The organism is Achromobacter sp. 77 (genome assembly GCF_020541125.1).
GTDB lineage: Bacteria > Pseudomonadota > Gammaproteobacteria > Burkholderiales > Burkholderiaceae_B > Achromobacter > Achromobacter mucicolens.
Window position 1 is genome coordinate 4,867,644 of the sequence record NZ_CP059848.1, and the last position, 17,050, is coordinate 4,884,693.

The window sequence follows — 17,050 nt, forward strand, 5'->3', positions numbered from 1 at the left end:
CCAAGGGGTCCTAGTCGATCTTGGCGCCAGAGTGCGCCACGATCGGCGCCCATTTGATCCGGGCCTCCTGGATCCGGCTGCCGAACTCAGCGGGCGTGGACGTAAGCGGCGTGGCGCCAATGTTCAGGATTTTCTCTATCGTCGCCGGCTCCTGGGAGATCTCGGTGATGGCCTTGGAGAGCGTGGCCAACGTCTGCGCCGGCAGGCCTTTGGGCGCCGCCACGCCAAACCACACTTCCACGTCATAGCCGGGCACCCCCGCCTCGGCCATGGTCGGCACGTCCGGCAGCAAGGGTGAGCGCTTGGCGCTGGTCACGGCCAACGCTCGCAGGCTGCCGGCCTTCACGTGCGGCAACGAGCCGGGCAGATTGTCAAACATCAACTGGATCTGATCGGCCAACAAGTCCGCCATCGCGGGGCCGCTTCCTTTGTACGGCACATGCGTGAAGGACGTGCCGGTCATCGACTGGAACAACTCTCCCGACAGATGGTTGGTCGTACCGTTGCCAGCCGAGCCCATGTTCAGACTGGCCGGCTTGCTCTTGGCGTAGGCCGCAAGTTCTTCCACTGTCTTGGCCTGCACCTTGGGATTGACGACCAGGATGTTGGGCACACTGGCAAATTGCGCGATCGGCGTGAAGTCCTTCTCCGGGTCGAACGGCAGCTTCTTGTAGAGGGAAGGATTGATCCCCAACGTGCCCTCGGTGGCGAACAACAGCGTGTACCCGTCGGCGGGCGCTTTGGCGACGAGGTCCGTGCCAATGTTGCCGCCCGCGCCCGGACGGTTGTCGGCCACCACTTGCTGGCCAAGCTTCTCCGACAGGCGCGCCGCCAGCACGCGGCCCAGGTTGTCGGTGCTGCCGCCCACGGCGAATGGAATGATCAGCCGAATCGGCTTTGTCGGATAGGCATCCGCAATCGCAGCAGAAGAAAATGCCAGCGCCGAGGCGGCGGCAATCGTGATGGCAAGCTTCATGGTGGAACCCCTTGTGTAATAAGAATAGGAAAGCCGTGATCCCGACTCGGCCTTAGTCCAGCGGTGCCATCGCCAGCACCGCGATCTCTTTCTTCAACGTGGACCTTGCCGCGGCAATCGCCTCGCGCCGGGATGCCGCCAGGGACCGGGAGCCAGCCAGCGCGCGGCGCAGGTCTTCAATGCGCTTCGACACTTGCGCAGGCGCGGGGCCGCCATAGGCGGAACGGGCCTGCACGCTCGCCTGCGGATCCAGACAACGTTGAACGGTTGCCGCATCAAGATGGATGTCGCGTCCCGTCTGTTCCGACGCCGCGGCGTTCACCATCTCGACGGTAATCTCATCGGCACACAGCTTGGCTTCAATGGCTTGGTACACCACGGCGCCCACCGCGTGATGCGCTTCCCGGAACGACAGCCCCGATTCACGCACCAGCGCATCCGCCAGATCGGTCGCCGTGGAAAAGTCGGTCTTCGCTCTGCGCAGCATGGTCTGTTCGACGGGCTCTGCGGCGTCCAGCACCAGCCGGAAAAGCGCCAGGCAGCGAACGCACTCGTCGGCCGATTCCCAGAAGCTGCGCATGCTCTCCCTGTTGCCATCGCCGCTATGCGTGAAGTGCGTGCCCTTCACGGCGGTCATCGACGCGGTGAACAGGGCGATCAGGTGGCTGGTTTTGCCTTTCAGATACTCGACCACCACCGGGTTCTTCTTCTGCGGCATGATGCTGGACGTGCCGGCCACGCGATCCGGAAAATTGATGAGCCCGAACTCAGGGGTGGCCCACACATAGAAGTCCTGCGCGATTCTTCCCCAGGTCAACGAGGCGATGGTCATCGCCGACATCAGTTCCCAGGCAAAGTCCCGCGACGCCACGGCATCCAATGAGTTGTCGACGCAGCGGTAAAAGCCCAGCAGACGCGCGGTCTCTTCGCGCTGGATGGGAAACGTCGTTCCCGCCAGCGCGCCAGCGCCCAACGGGCAGGCATCGATATGCGCCAACGCCTGTTCGATGCGGGCCGCATCGCGGGCGAGGGCATCGGCCGCGGCGGCCAAATAGTGGCCGTAGGTGATGGGTTGCGCGGATTGCAGATGGGTGTAGCCGGGCATGACCACGCCGGCATACTGCTCGGCGCGGGATATCGCGACCTCTCGCACGGCATTGAGCGCGTCAAGCACGTTCAAGCCCGCGTCGCGCGCTCGCAACCGGTCATGCGTGGCAAGGATGTCATTGCGGCTGCGCGCCACATGCAGGCGGCCGCCCACTTCCGATCCCGCCAGGCCCATGAGGTGGGCTTCATAATTGAAGTACGCATCCTCCCGCTGCGGGTCCAGCGGCACCGCAGCGGCGCCATCGCGCTCCATTCGCTGCAGCGCGCGGGCCAGGCTGATGGCCGGCTCTCGCGGCATCAGGCCCGCGCGCAACAGCATCAGCAGATGCGCTTGATTGATAACCGAGAGGTAATCAAAGCCACTACCGAACTCGCGATTCAACCGCGGCAGATATATGTGGTCGCAGACTTCCTGCGCGGTGGCTTGCTGCAATCTGCGACTGACCTTCGATTCCATGATCTTCCTGCTCCTGTTGCCCGTGCAAGGCGCCCGATCCGATGTATGGCTGGAGTATGAAAATCGACCGACATTACGTCAAATGACAGTATTCGGCTTACGCATGCAGTTTTGATATGCTGCGACTCACATACGGGGGATTCACGAATGAAGTTCAAGCACATCGAGACGTTTCGCGTGGTGATGCTGACGCGTTCCATGACGCTGGCTGCGGGTGAGCTCCACACCTCGCAGTCCAATATCAGCCGGGTCATCGGGCAACTGGAAACCGCTACCGGATTTCGATTGTTTGAACGCCGGCCGGGCGGACTGATTCCCACGCCGGAAGCCGAAGCGTTCTACCGGGAAGTGCAACGCGCATTTCTTGGCATGGATGCGTTGGCCGATGCTGCGCGTCTGATTCGGCAAGTGGGCCCCGGCACGCTGCGTATCGGCGCCGTGCCTTCCATCGCCATGAGCGTCATGCCGGAAGTGATGCGCAAGTTCCGGCAACACTACCCCGACGTGCCGGTCTCGATTCACACGGGCGACTCGCCCACCGTCGCCAAGTGGACCGCAACGCGCTATTGCGACGTGGGCCTGGTCTCATATCTGGCCGATACGCCCGGGGTCGCCGTGAATCTCTGGGCGGAGGATGAAGGGGTGTGCATCGTTCCCAATGGGCATCGCCTCGCGCGCAAGCGACGGGTAAATGCCGGCGACCTTGATGATGAACCGTTTGTCTCGCTGACCCAGGGCGACGGCACGCGTGCCGCGATCGATGCCGCATTTGCGCCCGATCGCCGCAAGCTCATCCTGGATACGCCCTACGCGGCCACGATCTGTCGCATGGTGGCGATGGGGCTTGGGGTAAGCGTGGTCAATCCGCTTGTGATGCGGACCTTGAAGATTCCCGGCGTCACCAGCTTGCCGTTTTCGCCGACGATCGTGTTCTCGCGCTATATCCTTGCCGCGCAGCAACAGGCCGAGTCAAGTTTGACGGCGGCATTTCTGGGGTGCCTGCGCGAGGAGTAATGCGACGAACGCCAATCACGCCGGCATCTTGCCGTTGCGCGAAGCCGTCGCATCCTTTGCGGCGATCTGCAGCGGCTCCGGCAATGCCTTGAGGCTTTCCCTGAAAAAGCGTCGTTGGCCGGGACCCAACCCTTGGACGATGTGCGCCAGCCGCTCCACCGCCGCAAACACCTCACGACTCAGCCCCTTGCTGTGCGTGCGAAACCACACAAATTCAAGCAGCAGGTTGGCCACCTGATGAGCCCCATAGAAAACCCGGCCCGCATCATTTTCCTCAAGCGTAAACGCCGCGACATTCGACCAGTCCGCGTAGCCCTTGGCACGCGAAAAGGCGGCTTCAAACGGCTTGACCGCCTCCAGCATTTTTTCTACCGGAAGGGGCGATTGCGATTGAAAGCGCTTTACGTCCCCGCTCCTGTCGTCGCAACCGCCACGCGCGATGCGGAGCACGAATACCGTATTCCAGGCAGAACTGCCGCCCACGCCGAAGCGGTCGCATATCCATTCCGACAGCCCCAGCCAGCGTAGCGACGTTCCTTGTACCGAATGAACGTCCTGGTCGTTGATGACAGCCAGCAATCGCTGCTGCCAGAACAGCCACAACGTCCATCCGATGTTTGCCGCCACATCCTGGGCAGCCTCGACAGAGTCCGCCTCGTAAGCGGCCTGCAGCGCTTGCGACAAGGCGCTAATCGCTTTCTCCGCCTCGTTCATTCTGAGGACTCGATCCGCGCTTTTGTCTTCAAGCGCGCTGCCTTTGTGCAGCAGCGCACGCAGATTCAGATACTCAAATCGTACGCGGGGGTTATAGCGAATGACCGGCGCCAGAAACTGGTCTGCCGCCAGACGGTCCAGCCCGGCATGGGATTGCCGGATATCCCCGCGCGCATAGCTATTCCAGGCTGTGGCAACCGACGCCATTGCCGACAAGGTCGGCATGGATGGACCGACGGCCTCCGACTGGAGAATTTTTCCCAGCCGGTTTAACGCGGCCTCGCTACGCCTTACGTTACCGTGACGACGCCATGCCAGACTCTCTTTCAGTATGGCCAACGCTCGTTGAAAGTCGTCCAGCGCCGTACGATCGGCGGCCCGATAACTCGCCGCCCAATTCATGCCCGTTGTCGCCATGCCATCTCGGGCCAGCCGCATGGCCTGGGTCAGGTGATTCCAGTAATCCCCCTCCTGGGTCACGTATTGCAGCAGATCTGCGCGCGGGGGCACCTGCCCACTCAGTCCGAGAAAGTTCGCCACGAGGTCCAGGCTTGCCGGCGCCGCACCATGACGGCACAGCACCCTATCTGCCTGCGCTTGCGTCATCCAGAATGGTCCCTGGCTGCGCCGTGACGCATTGAGCAGCGCAGGCGGCAGGTCAATGGCGCTTCCCCACCCCACCTCCACGCCCCACGCCGCGAAATCCCGAAATGCGCGGGAAACAAACATGCGCAAGTTGGCGTTCCCCGGGTATCGGGCCTGCAATGACGACCCGGGCACAGCCCCCTCACCCGTCTGCTGCGCGTACCAGACCCTTAGCAGCAGCCAAACCGACTGATACCGCGCAGGCTTGCCGTCCACAAGCAGTGGACGGTCCAAATCGATTTGGATGTTCTGAGTCATGCCGCCATGTTACAGGCGTTACGGCACCTTGATTGGCGCTCATGGACCCCACGCATATTCTGGCGGCCGCATGCATCCCGCATGACAATCACGGAGATAACATGAATTCGAAATTTCGTCGGTTTGCCAAAGCCGCCTTTCCGCTGCTGATGACGTTGCTCGCGTCCGCCGGCGCGCACGCCGAATTACCGCAGGTCGATATCGGCGCGAGATTCCGTGAGGAACAAGTTGAGGGCACGTTCGTCCTGCTTGACGGACAGACCGGCGCATTTCAGCGCTACGACGAGGCCAGGGCCGACAAGCGGTATCTGCCCGCATCCACCTACAAGATTCCCAACTCGCTTATCGCGCTGGAAGCAGGCGTCGCGAAAGGCAAGGACTTCGAAATCAAGTGGGACAGCAAGCGCAACCCTCGCCAGCCATGGTGGCCGGCGGCATGGGCGCAAAACCATACGCTTGAATCGGCGCTTCAAAACTCCGCCGTCTGGTATTACCAGGAAATCGCCAGACGCATCGGCGCCGAACGAATGCAGGCTTATGTCGACCGGTTCAACTACGGAAATCGAGACATTTCTGGTGGTATAGACAAATTCTGGCTAACCGGTGGGCTCAGAATCTCCGCAAACGAGCAGGTGGAATTCCTGCGCCGGTTCTATGTCAATCAATTCGGCCTGTCCGAGCGGACCGTGCAGATGACCAAAGACATCCTTGTCCTGGAAGAGACGCCTGACTACCGTTTGAGCGGCAAGACGGGTTGGGCCGGACTTGGCGAACCTGGTGCGCAGCAGACGGGATGGCTGGTGGGCTACCTGGAGCGCGAGGGCAAGGTTTTCTATTTCGCGCTTAACGTGGACGTCAAGAAGAAACAGGATGCCGCTGCGCGCATGAAGATCGTGCGCGCGGTGTTTGGGGATCTGGGGTTGATGGGCACTGTCGCTCCCAAGTGATCGGCGCAGTCCGCCGAATCTGAGAGGTCTGGCGTCTCCAGACAGCGAGCATCGGACACGGCTCACCAGTTTTCCCTTCAGAGGTGGCTTCGAGTCCACCGGGCCGGATGCGGACGTTAATCAACGGCCGCAATCGGCCAGTTTCAGCCGTTCGACATAGCCATCCAGATCGTCGACAATTAGCCACTTCCGATTGCATACAAGATTAATTAATGGGCAGCTTCTTGAGTGACCTCTATGGGTGCCATGCGGCACACGGTATGGTCAGCGGCCAAGTGCCCGAAACGAAGATCCCCATCAGCGGCTAGTTAATCGAACCATGGAAAAGCCTTTAGCGTCGACGATTACCTCGCCTATTTGGCGGATGGGCTAGTACAAAATTTTAATAGAGCCGGCGCCGCGACAACTCCGCCGCCGCAGCAGCACCCCAGACTATTGCGGGAAAAGCCCGGTTGTAGCCGGGTGTACTTAGTTTAGATGTGAGGAAATGCATGCAGGAGGGTTGGTACGGCGACGACTACCTAGTCTTTTTTTCCCTCGACCAAGCGCAGGCTTTCGCAAAAACTTGCGAGCTTGATTCGACTTTGCCCGGCTTTTCGCTTGTAGGGTTGCGCGGATGGCAGGATTTCATTGTCAGAGACTTGTCGGGGACCACATTTACGATTCCTACTGTCCCGCTTGATGCCGAGTATCTCTCCCGATTCGAACCGCCTGCCATTCAGGAACTTGAGTCGGACCCCGGCCTTGGCGGGAAGGTACGGTGGTTCATAAAGCCGCTAGTTTTCGGGGGAGATCCGCAAGCCGACGACAATGTGACCTGGCTTTCTCACCCGCAGCATATTGAACTAGTGCGTTGGTGGAATGACCAATACCGCGCGGCGAAGTTGGAGTTAATTGACAGGTAGTGTACTGGGGCAGACCCGCGTGCCGACTGATTGCCTTTTTATTTGGCGCTAGCCCATTTCGGGAGCGTGTCAGAAGCAGCTGACTAAGAATGACCGATTTCACCACGCTGTAGGCTCAGGCTTACGCGGATTGCAGGGCTGCAATGGGTCGAGGCTGTGTGGAAACGCTTTTCGTCCTGCCAGCTACAGCGCAATAGCCTGGTCCGCATCACCTTGGGCGGTCTTCACTTCGATTTGTCGAAGCGGGGCTCACTCAAGGCCGTTTGGGCGGCCCGGATAGGGCCTGAGGTGCGTTATGGGCCACATGAAGGGCTCAGCCGCCCATCGCCAGCACCGCTTTCATGGTCTGCTGGTAGCCCAGGATTTGCATGACCCGCTTGAGGTTATAGGCCAGTACATTCAAGCTCATTTCCGTGCTCACATTGCCCAAGCGACGAGTCAGGAAGTGCGTATAGCCCATCCAATGCTTGAACGTGCCGAACACATGTTCCACCGTGCGCCGCCGCACCTTCATCGCATCTGGCATTCGGTCTAGACGGCGCTGCGCCGCCTCAAGCACGGGCTCATGCTCCCATCGACTGATGCGCCGATACGCGCTAGGTGTGCATCGCTCCTTCATCGCGCATTGTGGGCAGGCACTGCTCCAGTAGCGCCGCAATTGAAGACCATTCTCCTCCCGCGTAAACCGGTGGATGGCGCGCTGGCCCGCAGGGCACTGGTACTCATCGTCCTTCGCGATGTAGATGAAGTCCGAACGGTCGAAGCGGCCTTCGGCCTTGGCATTGGAAGTCGTGGGTTTGGGCAAGATCGCATCAATACCTGTCTCTGCACATGCCTTGATCTGAGGCGCGCTGTAGTAGCCGCGATCGGCAATCGCACGCAGTCGCTTCTTGCCCATCGCCTCCCGCGCGGCTTGTGTCATCGATGCCAATGAGTCCCTGTCATGTCCTCGGTTCGTCACTTCGTGCGCGACGATCAGATGGTGCTTGGCTTCGACAACCATCTGCACGTTATAGCCGACCATCCCCGAGCCCCGGCCGCTGGTGGCCATCGAGCGGGCATCCGGGTCGGTCACCGACAACTGACCGTCTGGACTGTCTTTGAGCCTCTCCTTGACGTCATCCAGCGTGCGCATTTGTTTGCGCAGACTTTCGATCTTGTCATTGAGCCGATTGGTCCTGGCCTCGATCTCGACAGGTTGCGTCCGGTCCGCTGTGTCGAGCGCCGCCAGATAGCGGTGGATACTCTCCTCAATCTGCTGCTGACGTTTGTCTATCTTGGCAGCCGTGAAGTTCTTGTCGCGCATGTTGACTGCCTTGAACTTGCTTCCATCAACGGCAACCAGGGCTTGGCTGAATAGCTTGAGATCTCGGCATACGGCAACAAACCGCCGGCAAACGTTGCGAATGCCCGAGCCATTGTCACGGCGAAAATCGGCGATGGTCTTGAAGTCTGGTGCCAGACGGCCGACCAGCCACATCAGTTCGACGTTGCGTTGGCACTCTCGCTCGAGTCGACGACTGGACTGGACCCGATTTAAGTAGCCGTAGATGTAGATCTTCAGCAGCACGGCCGGGTGATACGACGGGCGGCCGGTAGCTGCTGGCGCCGCCTTCTCAAATCCGAGCAATGCCAGGTTGAGCTCGTCGACGAATGCGTCGATTATGCGCACCGGGTTGTCGTCGGCGATGAAGTCATCCAGGCATTCCGGGATCAACGCTACCTGCTGCCGGTCCTGACCTTCGATGAATCGGGGCATGTCGACTCCCGGGATCGAGATACCAAACTCTATCTAGATCACCGTAGCGGCGTCAAAGAGTTTTCACACAGCCTCGGTCGAAAGCTGCCGGATCGCACCGATGGCCGCCTTGCGGATTCGAAGGCGCGGCCCCGCCGTGCGTCCAAAGCAATGGCCGCCTAGTGCGGCCTTTTGCTTTGGCGGATGTTGCAGGGTCAGTGAACGTCGGCAGCCCCTCATCGCCCACCACGAAAGACCGCTCCCCAGCAACGAACGGAATCTTACATGACCGATGCCACAAGGGTGCTCTGGCATCAACGCTGTCGTATTGCGGCGGCAATGAGTTTCGCCACTTGTCCATTCGCCTTGCCCGGCTGGTGCCGGGAAGTCAGGGGGCTGGCTACTTCGCTAGCGTCCCCATCGCCTGCCGGACAAACGCCAGCGTCGCGTCGTCCGCCCATGTGCCAGCGGTCAAGTCGGGCTCTGTCATCAGTGCCTGCCGGAACTTGGCGTGGGTGGCCGGGTTCTTGCCCGCATACGAACTGAACAGTTCCAACCACTGCCGCGCCAGCGCCCGGCCGGTTTCCGAGTCGGGTGCCGCGCCCGCATCAATAGCGTTCCGGACCTCTGCGATTAACGGTGGCCACTCCGAGATCCTGTCGCAGTAATGCTCGCGCATGAACCGTGCTTCGTCCGGCGTCAGATATTTTTCGTAGATAAGCAGCTTGCTTTCCGAGAAGGCGCGCAGCACATAATCGCGCATGGCTTTGGAAATGCCGACGTGCGTCTGCATGTCGGGCTCCTGCTCGTGCATTTGGTTCAGCTTCACCAACAAGCGCGGATCGCCGTTGGTATCGCGCAGCAGCAGTTCCATCCAGCGATGGGCAAGTTGGCGCGGTTTAGCCTCCTCGGGCGCCACGCCCTGCTCCATTAGCTGCTCCACTTCGTGGACCAACGCAAGCCAGTCCGGGTCGCCGTCCGGCCCACGGGTGTATAGGGGCAAACGCGCCAGTTCTTCTCGCGAAAAATATTTATCATACATAGTCATCATCTCCAAAGCTTTCAGCCAATCGGCCAGCTCAGGCTCCGTGCCGTCCGCCAGCTGCTCGTGCAGTTGCGCCAAGCGTTCGCGCAGGTGCGCGGCCTGCTGTATCTGGCGGTCCAGCATGGCAAGCTGCCGGGAGATCACGTCCGCCAAGCGCGCGCCGGGCTGGTCCAGGTAAGCGCCAATTTCCGCCAACGCCAATCCGAAACGACTCAATGCCTGGATCTGATGCAGGCGGGCAATCTCGTCGCGACCGTACAGGCGATAGCCGTTTTCGGCGCGCGCTGAAGGCGTCAACAAACCGATCGTAAGCACCCCTGTCAAGTAGACACTGGCTGATAGACGATCGGAGCAAGGGTTAACCGAGGCATGAATTGCACCGGCGGTAGGCCACCCAGCGATTCGTGTGGGCGGTATTCGTTGTAATCGACCAGCCATCGGTCGGTAATTGCTTGAACCTGCTCGAGGTTGGCGAACAGATGTGCATTAAGAACTTCGGTGCGATAAGTGCGATTGAACCGCTCGATAAAGGCGTTTTGATTCGGCTTTCCCGGTTGGATATAGCGGATCGAAATGCCTTGGGCTGCGGCCCACTCGGTAAAGGCGTCGGAGATCATCTCCGGGCCGTTGTCCAGGCGTATTGCGTCGGGAAGCCCATAGCAATCGATCAAGCGGCTCAATACGCGAATCAGGCGCGCCGAAGGAATGGACACGCCTATCTCGATGGCTAGGCATTCCCGATTGGCTTCGTCGATCACGTTCAGCGTTCTGAATCGTCGGCCGCAATAGAGCGCGTCATGCATGAAGTCCAGCGCCCAACAGCGGTTGGGCTCCGTGGCCAGGTCCAGCGGCTGCCGAGGCCGTTCCGGTAGCCGCTTCTTGCAGCGCCGAGGCAAGTTCAAGCCCATGTCGCAGTACACCCGATGAACGCGCTTCTTATTCCAGCAACGGCCGTCGAGCCGCAGTCGGGAAAAGCATTTCCAAAATCCCCAGCGGCCATGCCGGCTAACAATGGCATTGAGCGCATCAATGACTGACGCATCTCGTTCAGATGCGGGCATTGGCCTCTTGTAGTACGCCGCCCGCGATAGGCCGGCAATCTGACAAGCGCGCGTGATTGAAAGCTTGGCTTGCACCAACTGTTCCACCACCTCGCGCCTGGCCGACGGCGTCAGGATTTTCGGTTTAGGACGTCCTTGATCGCCGCATTCTCCAGCGCCAAGTCAGCAAACATGCGCTTGAGCTTGGCGTTCTCAGCCTCCAGCTCGCGCAGTCGTTGCAACTCGGACACTTGAACACCCGAGTACTTGCTCTTCCACAGGTAGTACGTAGCGTTGCTGATGCCGTGTTTGCGGCATAGTTCGGCGACCGGCATGCCGGCTTCGCCCTCCTTCAACACGGCAACGATCTGGCTCTCTGTAAATCTGCTTTTCTTCAAGGGAGTCTCCGACTCATGGAGGCTCCGAAATTCTACCGGCTGGTGCCTACCTGAAAGGGGAGCTTACGCGATCGCGTGGTAGTGGTGAAGCGTGCGGACGGTCAGCCCGGTACGCTTTGCCAGTTCTCCTACGGTCAGTTGCATGTTTCCTCCTTCGAATACGCAGGCCAAACTTTGGGCCATCACGTTACGTGAGGGTCAAGCGGTGCTGCAAGTCCTGTGGGCGGTCAGGGTTTAATTGGATGTCGGCCGCCGCAGCAGGCCGGAGGTGGCACACGTAGGTCGACCGCGCAACGGTACCGGGCTATGTCACGGCCGCCCGACCGTTTCGGGTCGTCATCGGCCGGTCGACAAGGACAGTTCTCGGCCAGGAGGAGACAGGGGTCACCGTTTTTGCTGAAGCTGATCCCTATACTGTGGATGACCTACCCAACACTTCCCTAAAGAGAACAAGCAGTCATGGGAATCTTGACATTAATTTCAATCGTTTCAGGTTTTGCATCAGCCTCGGCTTGGATCTACGCGAGCCAGGTAAAGGTATCTCGCGAGCGTGCTATACGGCAGCGCCGTCTGGCGGCGGAAAAAAAGGGAACGAATCCGGACCTTTCTGGCGTGACATTCGATGGATGGGAAGTGCGGGAGACTTTGGCAGCACAATCAAAGTGGAACTCTATCGGCGCAGTGCTGGCAGCAACAGCGGCGCTTTGCCAAGCAGCAGGTCAGGCGCTCGATTAGCCGTGGCTCGACCAAATGCCAACTCTCCGCGGCTCAGTTTAATTTGAACATCTACGATGCAATCCGAATTCAAGCGTCTGTTGACGAAGTTCGAGCTGAGCCGAAAAGCTCTGTGAGAAGTTCTTGAACCAGGCTTTACGGCCTGTCTAGGGTCGAAAGCAGTCAGAGGAAAGAGCTACCTTGGCCGAAGGACGCCATGTCAAATATCGGCAGTCACCGGCCAGTTCCAACGGCAGTGGCTTGGCTGAATCTAGAGAGCATCCAGAATTACCCTACCTCTTACCGTCCCCGCAATTCCGCCCTCACCGCCACGCACTCCTTCCACTCCCCCTCAACGTATCGGAAAAAACGTCCCCCCCAAGGTCCCATTCACCCCGCAATAAGGCGGACCAGATGAACCCGCACCCGGCGGCAGTTCCTCAACGGTCAACCTGTCACCCTGCCGTTGCAGGTTCAGCACCCACCCCTTGGTGTCGACGCTCTTGACCCGCAGCCGTTCGCCCTTGGCCTTGCCAGTGGCTTCCACGTTGCACGACCAGCGCCCGTCGTGCGGTTGTGCGGCCGAACCTTCATACAAGATATCGCCGTCGGGCTTCTTCCAGAGTGTGATCTCGCCGGAGAGGTTGCGCCATCTGCCGGTGAAGCCCTTGCGGTCGGCCAAGTCGAGCGACGCGAGGAACGCGTCCCGGTACTTCAGGCGGCTTGCCAGTTCCTCGATGGGTTTGTCTTTGTCGAAAGGCTTCTCGAAGGCGTCGTCGCGCACTTTGGTGAAGTACCGCTGGTCGCGCAACAAGGCCTCGGCCGTGATGGCGTCCAGAGATTTGCGCGCTTCGTTGTAGCGCTTGGCGATGCTTGCATCGAGCGCTGCGAGTTTCGGGTTCGCGCAGATGGCTTTTTCTGCGCCGGTGCGCGCCTGGGCGCAGTCGAATGAAGGCGATGCGTCCGGCGCCGCCATGGCGGACATGGAAAATGCGCACAGCACGGCGGCGGCGCAGGCGGCTGGGAAAGTATTTTTGGTCGGCATGGTGCCGCTGATGATAGCGAGAATTCGTGCGCCGCATGGGCCAAGGACACCAAGCGCACACCAATCAGGCAAGCCCCAGCAGCCTTTCGGTTTCTCTGGCCAACGCAACCAGCCGGGGGCCGATATCAGCCGCGCGCTCCCGGTAAGGGCCGTCCTGCGTGGGCACCCCGCAATTGAAGACATATAACAACGATTGATACGGCCGCCCCAGCGGCGCCGCAAATCCGTAGGCGTCCGGCCGCCATTCCTGGTTGTTGCCGCAGAAACCCTTGCGTTCCAGATCGCGGCGCGCCGCGGCCAGATTGGGAAAATGCGCCGCGTAATGCCTTGGGTCGGCCACGCGCAGCTGGTTCAGCACGACGGCGCGTTCCTCGTCCGGCACCCGCGCCAGCCATGCCTTGCCGGCGGCGCTGGACAGCAGCGGCAGCGACGCGCCGATGTCGGGCCGCGTCTGCAGCGCCTCATTGGAGCGGGCCGTTTCCACGTACACCATCTGCAAGCGGTCTCGCACAACCAGTGACACCGCGCCGCGCGCGTGGTCGGCAAGTTGCTTCATCAACGGCCGGGCCAGCTGCCGGATCTGCATGCTGGCGAGCAAGGGGTAACTCAACGCCAGCACCGACGCGCCCAGGCGGTAGCGTGCCGGCTCGCCCTCGCGCTGCAGAAACCCCAGTTCCACCAGCGTGTGCGTCAGACGCGCCACCGCGCTGCGCGACAGGCCGGTTTGCTGCGCGAAGTCCTTGTTGGCCAGCACGGGCCTGTCGGCACGGAAACACGTGAGGATGTCGATCCCGCGCGCCAGCGTGGTGGTCAGTTCGCGGTCCGGATCACGCGTCATTGCGCTGCTCCAGCATTTTCTCCACCCGCTTGACCAGCGTCACCAGGCGCGGCGCAATGCGGCCGCGCAGGTCGCCGGGCCGCAGCCGCGTCACCGGCACCCCGCAATTGAAGACCAGCGTCTGGCCATCCACGCGCGTGCGCATGGGCACCGCGACGGCATGCACGTCCGAGTGCCAATCCCCCTGTCCCACGCAATACCCGTGTTCGGCGTAATCACGTTGCGCCTCTGCCAGATCCGGCGCGTGGCGCCGCCAGATGGCGGGATCGTGCCGCCGTAACGCCGCCAGCACGGGTTCGGCCTCGCCGGGCGGCGCCTGCGCCAGCCAGGCCCGCCCCATCGCCGAAGGCAGCAGCGGCAGCAAGGCGCCGATGTCCGGTCGGAACGACACGGCATCGTGGCCGCGGCAGGTCTCCACGTAGACCATGCTCAAGCCGTGGTGCATGCCCAGCGAAGCGGACCCGCCCGCCGCATCGGCCAGACGCTTCATCAAGGGGCGCGCCAATTGACGCACCTTGATGCTGGCCAGAAGCGGATAGCTCAGCGAGAGCACCGCCGTGCCAAGGCGGTAGCGCCGCAGCCCCGCGTCGTAGCGCAACAGGCCGCGCTGCATCAGCGTCGTCGTCAGGCGGGAAATCGTGGCCTTGGACAGGCCGGTGCGGTCCGAGAGTTCACGGTTGCTGAGTGCGGGCTCGCCATGCCGGAACGCCTGCAGCACCGACAGGCCGTGCGCCAGCGTGGTGGCGAAGGCGGGGTCGGCATGGTGTTCACCGGGGCGAGCGGTCATGGGCGGGATCCTGGTGCGGCGCGCTCGGGATGCGCACCGCGTATCCGCAGATGATAGAGCAGCCAGCCTGCGCCCCCCTTTTCATACCGTTCAAGATATCGAAACACTTGTCTCAAATCCGGCGGCCTTTTGCTAGCCTGATTCGAACAAGACGCGGCACGCATCAGCGCCCACGATAAAACGGAGACTCGCCATGATCAGGGACCCCGAAGGTTTCCCGCAATTTCTCGATTCACTGCGCCGCTACGTGCGCGATCAGCTCGCGCCCCGCGAGGCCGAGATCGCCCGTTTGGATGAGGTGCCGCAGGATCTGGTCGAGAGCATGGCCGAACAGGGGATGTTCGGCTATTCCATTCCGCAGGAGTATGGCGGAGCGGGCATGACGACCGAAGAGCTGATCCTGGCGGCGATGGAGTTGTCCCAGTGTTCCGTGGCGCTGCGCGCCCGCGTCGGCACCAACACCGGCATCGGGTCCGAGGCGCTGGTCGCCGACGGCACCCCGGCGCAGAAGGCGCACTACCTGCCGCTGCTGGCGGCGGGCGAACTGACCGGGTGCTTTGCCCTGACGGAGCCGCAGGCAGGCTCCGACGCCACCGCGCTGCGGACCACCGCCGTGCGCCACGGCGACCATTACGTCTTGAACGGCGAGAAGTGCTTCATCACGAACGCGCCGCTAGCTGGCCTGTTCACCGTCATGGCGCGCACCGATCCCGACGCGCCCGGCGCCAAGGGCATCACGGCATTCATCGTGGAGCGCGGCACGCCAGGCCTGACCACCGGCCAGCCTTACGACAAGATGGGCCAGGCCGGGTCCCCCGTGTCGGCCGTGCATTTCCAGGACTGCCGGGTGCCGGCGGCCAACATCATCGGCGGCCAGGAAGGCCTGGGTTTCAAGACCGCGATGAAGGTGCTGAACAAGCAACGCATCCATCTGGCGGCCCTGTGCATCGGTCCCGCCATCCGCATGCTGGACGACACGCTGCGCTTTGTGGCCGAACGCCAGCAGTTCGGCAAGCCCCTGATGGACTTCCAGCTCATCCAGGCCATGCTGGCGGACTGCCAGACCGAGATCCAGGCCGCCCGCGCGCTGGTGCTGCAAACCGCCCGGGAACGCGACGCGGGCGTGGACGTGACGTTGAACGCCTCGATCTGCAAGTACTTCGCCTCTGAAATGTGCGGCCGCGTGGCCGACCGCTGCGTGCAGATGCACGGCGGCTATGGCTACATCGCCGATTACGGCATCGAGCGCTTCTACCGCGACGTGCGCTTGTTCCGCCTGTACGAGGGCACCAGCCAGATCCATCAATTGACCATCGCCCGCCACACGCTGACCCAGGCGGGCTACACGCCCGGCCGCTAGGGCACCCAGGGACCACGGCCACCAGAAGCCGCCGGCCCGCCAAACCAAAGGAGACTCCCATCATGCTGCACAAGCACCTGCCCAAATGGATCGGCGCGCTGGCCGCCGCCCTCGCCTGCGCGGCGTTGCCGCCACAAGCCGCGGCCGCCTACCCCGACAAGCCCATCCGCCTGATCGTGCCGTTCGCCCCCGGCGGCTCGACCGACATCCTGGGCCGCCTGCTGGCCGAGGCCCTGCACCCCATCCTGGGTCAGCCCGTCATCGTCGAAAACAAGCCGGGTGCGGGCGGCAACATCGGCGGCGACTTCGTGGCGCGCGCGGCCCCCGACGGCTATACGCTGCTGCTGGCCGCCGCCGGGCCCACCGTCGTCAATCCCAGCCTGTACGCCAACATGCCGTTCAATCCGGCCAAGGATCTGGCGCCCATCACCTGCCTGGAACGCGAGCACAACCTGATGGTGGTGACAAAGTCGATGCCGGTGAAGACGCTGCAGGAGTTCCTGCAATACGCCCGCGCCAACCCGGGCAAGCTGTCGTTCGGCTCGCCGGGCAATGGCTCTCCCGCGCAACTGGCCGGAGAGCTGCTAAAGCAGCAGACAGGCATCCAGGCCGAGCATGTGCCGTACAAGGGCAGCGGTCCCGCCATCACCGACCTCGTGGCCGGGCACATCGATTTCATGTTCGACAACATGCCCGCCCTCTTGCCCCAGGTGAAGGCGGGCGGCCTGCGCGCGCTGGCCGTGCCCAGCGACCAGCGCGCCACCGCCGCGCCCGACATTCCCACCTTTGACGAGGCCGGCCAGAAGGGCTTCGTGGTGATGGCCTGGAAAGGGTTGATGGCCCCCGCCGGCACCGACCCGGCGGTGATCGAGCGCGTGCATGCGGCGGTGGTCAAGGCGCTGCAGGATCCGCAATTGCGGGCCCGCTTCCAGGAGCTGGGGGCCGAGCCCCTGGCCAGCACACCGGCCGAGTTCGCCAAGCAGATCGCCGACGAAACCGCCTGGTGGGCCAAGCTGGTGAAGTCCACAGGCACCCGCATCCAATAGGCCGACGCCAGGAGAC

The 17,050-nt window shown here is 62.0% G+C and carries 13 protein-coding genes and 2 pseudogenes; 5 read left to right on the top strand and 10 right to left on the bottom strand.

Translation table 11 applies throughout. The features are described from left to right. Positions 1-10 precede the first annotated feature (10 nt). Both H4P35_RS22525 and argH read right to left on the bottom strand, forming a co-directional pair. Positions 11-976 (bottom strand): tripartite tricarboxylate transporter substrate binding protein, encoded by a 966-nt coding sequence (locus H4P35_RS22525; protein ID WP_226847076.1) that lies wholly within the window; start codon positions 974-976, stop codon positions 11-13. Between the two features lie 52 nt (positions 977-1,028). Next, complete coding sequence (argH, locus tag H4P35_RS22530; RefSeq protein WP_226847077.1) at positions 1,029-2,540, bottom strand: argininosuccinate lyase; 1,512 nt, start codon at positions 2,538-2,540, stop codon at positions 1,029-1,031. Positions 2,541-2,687: 147 nt separating this feature from the next. Here argH and H4P35_RS22535 point away from each other — a divergent pair, with 147 nt between their 5' ends. Next, on the top strand, positions 2,688-3,554 hold the full coding sequence (locus H4P35_RS22535) for a LysR family transcriptional regulator (protein WP_226847078.1): 867 nt from the start codon (positions 2,688-2,690) through the stop codon (positions 3,552-3,554). Between the two features lie 15 nt (positions 3,555-3,569). Here the strand turns inward: H4P35_RS22535 and H4P35_RS22540 are convergent, their stop codons facing one another. Then, positions 3,570-5,171, bottom strand: coding sequence for a hypothetical protein (locus tag H4P35_RS22540; protein WP_226847079.1), 1,602 nt, complete (start codon positions 5,169-5,171; stop codon positions 3,570-3,572). 101 nt (positions 5,172-5,272) lie between these two features. Here H4P35_RS22540 and blaOXA point away from each other — a divergent pair, with 101 nt between their 5' ends. Further along, positions 5,273-6,118 (top strand): class D beta-lactamase, encoded by an 846-nt coding sequence (gene blaOXA, locus H4P35_RS22545; RefSeq protein ID WP_226847080.1) that lies wholly within the window; start codon positions 5,273-5,275, stop codon positions 6,116-6,118. Between the two features lie 1,218 nt (positions 6,119-7,336). Here blaOXA and H4P35_RS22550 read toward each other — a convergent pair. From H4P35_RS22550 to H4P35_RS22565, 4 genes and pseudogenes are all read right to left on the bottom strand, one after another. Next, positions 7,337-8,782 (bottom strand): IS1182 family transposase, encoded by a 1,446-nt coding sequence (locus tag H4P35_RS22550; protein ID WP_226847081.1) that lies wholly within the window; start codon positions 8,780-8,782, stop codon positions 7,337-7,339. A 379-nt stretch (positions 8,783-9,161) separates the two neighbouring features. After that, positions 9,162-10,112 (bottom strand): annotated as a pseudogene (locus H4P35_RS22555) (TipAS antibiotic-recognition domain-containing protein); the annotation flags it as partial. 14 nt (positions 10,113-10,126) lie between these two features. Continuing rightward, positions 10,127-11,244 (bottom strand): IS3 family transposase gene (locus H4P35_RS22560; RefSeq protein WP_226846263.1). Its coding sequence is split into 2 segments (ribosomal slippage): positions 10,127-10,983 and positions 10,983-11,244, totalling 1,119 coding nucleotides; the frame shifts between segments, so codons are not numbered across the junction. Between the two features lie 69 nt (positions 11,245-11,313). Beyond that, a pseudogene (locus H4P35_RS22565) lies at positions 11,314-11,388 on the bottom strand (MerR family DNA-binding transcriptional regulator); the annotation flags it as partial. Between the two features lie 315 nt (positions 11,389-11,703). Between H4P35_RS22565 and H4P35_RS22570 the strand changes: the two are divergent. Continuing rightward, positions 11,704-11,979, top strand: coding sequence for a hypothetical protein (locus H4P35_RS22570; RefSeq protein WP_226847082.1), 276 nt, complete (start codon positions 11,704-11,706; stop codon positions 11,977-11,979). Between the two features lie 331 nt (positions 11,980-12,310). Here the strand turns inward: H4P35_RS22570 and H4P35_RS22575 are convergent, their stop codons facing one another. From H4P35_RS22575 to H4P35_RS22585, 3 genes are all read right to left on the bottom strand, one after another. Further along, positions 12,311-13,003 (bottom strand): lysozyme inhibitor LprI family protein, encoded by a 693-nt coding sequence (locus H4P35_RS22575; protein ID WP_226847083.1) that lies wholly within the window; start codon positions 13,001-13,003, stop codon positions 12,311-12,313. Positions 13,004-13,067: 64 nt separating this feature from the next. Then, positions 13,068-13,841, bottom strand: a complete 774-nt coding sequence (locus tag H4P35_RS22580; RefSeq protein ID WP_152382556.1) for an IclR family transcriptional regulator — start codon at positions 13,839-13,841, stop codon at positions 13,068-13,070. Next, a complete protein-coding gene (locus H4P35_RS22585; RefSeq protein ID WP_226847084.1) occupies positions 13,831-14,628 on the bottom strand; it encodes an IclR family transcriptional regulator in 798 nt (265 codons plus the stop codon). Before H4P35_RS22585 ends, H4P35_RS22580 begins: the two co-directional genes overlap by 11 nt. 193 nt (positions 14,629-14,821) lie before the next feature. Between H4P35_RS22585 and H4P35_RS22590 the strand changes: the two genes are divergently transcribed. Both H4P35_RS22590 and H4P35_RS22595 read left to right on the top strand, forming a co-directional pair. Further along, entirely contained in the window at positions 14,822-15,988 is a 1,167-nt protein-coding gene (locus H4P35_RS22590; RefSeq protein WP_226847085.1) for an acyl-CoA dehydrogenase family protein, read from the top strand. Positions 15,989-16,050: 62 nt separating this feature from the next. Continuing rightward, on the top strand, positions 16,051-17,034 hold the full coding sequence (locus tag H4P35_RS22595; RefSeq protein ID WP_226847086.1) for a tripartite tricarboxylate transporter substrate binding protein: 984 nt from the start codon (positions 16,051-16,053) through the stop codon (positions 17,032-17,034). Positions 17,035-17,050: the final 16 nt, after the last annotated feature.

Excerpts from the sequence above, each read along its gene's own strand:
- H4P35_RS22535 (WP_226847078.1), top strand. The coding sequence starts at position 2,688 with ATGAAGTTCAAGCACATCGAGACGTTTCGCGTGGTGATGCTGACGCGT.
- argH (WP_226847077.1), bottom strand. The coding sequence starts at position 2,540 with ATGGAATCGAAGGTCAGTCGCAGATTGCAGCAAGCCACCGCGCAGGAA.
- H4P35_RS22590 (WP_226847085.1), top strand. The coding sequence starts at position 14,822 with ATGATCAGGGACCCCGAAGGTTTCCCGCAATTTCTCGATTCACTGCGC.
- H4P35_RS22525 (WP_226847076.1), bottom strand. The coding sequence starts at position 976 with ATGAAGCTTGCCATCACGATTGCCGCCGCCTCGGCGCTGGCATTTTCT.
- H4P35_RS22585 (WP_226847084.1), bottom strand. The coding sequence starts at position 14,628 with ATGACCGCTCGCCCCGGTGAACACCATGCCGACCCCGCCTTCGCCACC.
- H4P35_RS22540 (WP_226847079.1), bottom strand. The coding sequence starts at position 5,171 with ATGACTCAGAACATCCAAATCGATTTGGACCGTCCACTGCTTGTGGAC.
- H4P35_RS22550 (WP_226847081.1), bottom strand. The coding sequence starts at position 8,782 with ATGCCCCGATTCATCGAAGGTCAGGACCGGCAGCAGGTAGCGTTGATC.
- H4P35_RS22570 (WP_226847082.1), top strand. The coding sequence starts at position 11,704 with ATGGGAATCTTGACATTAATTTCAATCGTTTCAGGTTTTGCATCAGCC.
- blaOXA (WP_226847080.1), top strand. The coding sequence starts at position 5,273 with ATGAATTCGAAATTTCGTCGGTTTGCCAAAGCCGCCTTTCCGCTGCTG.
- H4P35_RS22580 (WP_152382556.1), bottom strand. The coding sequence starts at position 13,841 with ATGACGCGTGATCCGGACCGCGAACTGACCACCACGCTGGCGCGCGGG.
- H4P35_RS22595 (WP_226847086.1), top strand. The coding sequence starts at position 16,051 with ATGCTGCACAAGCACCTGCCCAAATGGATCGGCGCGCTGGCCGCCGCC.
- H4P35_RS22575 (WP_226847083.1), bottom strand. The coding sequence starts at position 13,003 with ATGCCGACCAAAAATACTTTCCCAGCCGCCTGCGCCGCCGCCGTGCTG.